Source organism: Streptomyces sp. x-19, from assembly GCF_046549115.1.
Taxonomy (GTDB): Bacteria; Actinomycetota; Actinomycetes; order Streptomycetales; family Streptomycetaceae; genus Streptomyces; species Streptomyces albulus_C.
This window is the reverse complement of the sequence record NZ_JAJPWK010000094.1, coordinates 1-1358: the sequence shown is the minus strand read 5'-3', so window position 1 is coordinate 1358 and position 1358 is coordinate 1. Positions and strand designations below refer to the sequence as shown.

Annotated in this window: 1 pseudogene; it reads right to left on the bottom strand. The window is 64.9% G+C overall.

The annotated features are described in order from the left end of the window. Nucleotides 1-101 precede the first annotated feature (101 nt). A pseudogene (locus ACLJT4_RS42380) lies at nt 102-1351 on the bottom strand (IS701 family transposase). Nucleotides 1352-1358 lie beyond the last annotated feature (7 nt).

The window sequence follows — 1358 nt, the reverse complement described above, 5'->3', positions numbered from 1 at the left end:
GCGCGACCGGTCACGAACAACCGCCACATGACGACACGTCAGCTCACTACACTCAAGAAGACGCCCCTGACCAGCGCAAATAGCGAACTGCAACTGGAGTACTAGTACTCCAGCAGCGGTTCGTGTCTTGAGCTGGTTCTTCTGCGGTAGTGGCAGTGGCGGGCGATGGCTTGGCGTTGTCTTCTCCAGGTCGACCATGTCAATGCGTGGGTGATGGGGTCACGGTTGGCTCGTGGGTGGGGCAGCAGAGCGTCCAGGAGTCGTCTGATCTCCGCCACGGTGAGGTCGATGAGGGCTGATCCGTTTCTGCAGCCCCCTTTTCGGCGTCGCTTGCCTGGGCCGCAAGAGCGGTGAGGAAAGCATGGGCGAGCATGGCCAGGGTGATGTGCCGATACCAGCCTGTGTAGCGGCGGACTTCGTACTGGTCGAGGCCGCACTCGTTCTTCGCGGCCTGGAAACATTCCTCGATCGCCCAGCGGGAGCCGGCGATCCGGGCCAGTTCGGCAAGGCCCATATCGACGGGTGCATAGGCAAGGTAGTAGGCGAGTTCGTCGGGGTCGGAGAGGCTGCGGCGGGCCATCACCCAGCGGTGATGGGTGGGCGGATCAGGGTCGAAGACCAGGTTGGCAGGCAGTTTGGCCGCGGCCCAGTCGTAGACGCGCGGTCCCTTCGCCCCGTCGCCGCACGACAGTCTCTGCCAGGCATCATTGGGGGCTTCCTTGATGAGATCGTCGATGCGCCAGCTCCCGGCCAGCGATTTGATCTGCTGCGACTTGGGCACCGCCACCACGTAACCCAGGCCGAGCTGTTCGAGCAGGCGCCGGAAGTGCCAGTCCTGCCCGTAAGCTTCGTCCGCAGTGACCCAGGCGGCGGGCAGGCCGGCTGCGATGCAGCGGCGGACGATGTCCCGGGCCAGCTCACCCTTGGTGGCAAAGCACCGCTCATCAGGGATCTTCGCCGCCTGGCAGCGTTGGCGATCAGATGTCCAGGACTTCGGTAGGTAGAGCTCTCGGTCGACCAGGGACCGGCCTCGGCTGGTGGCGTAGGCGGCGAAGACCCCGATCTGGCAGTTGTCGATCTTCCCCGAAGTGCCGGTGTACTGCCGCCCCACCCCGGCCGAGGTGGTGCCCTTCTTGACGAAGCCGGTGTCGTCGATGACCAGCACTCCATCCGGACCAAGACGGTCACCGACGTAAGCGCGGACGTCGTCGCGCAGGGCGTCTGCGTCCCAGACACTGCTGTTCAACAGCCGCTGAAAGCCATCCGGAGTGCGGTGACCGGCCCATTCCGCAAGCTGCCAACCGTTCTTACGCGCCGCCTTCCCCAGCAGGCCACGGACGTAATCCCGCATCCGCCAC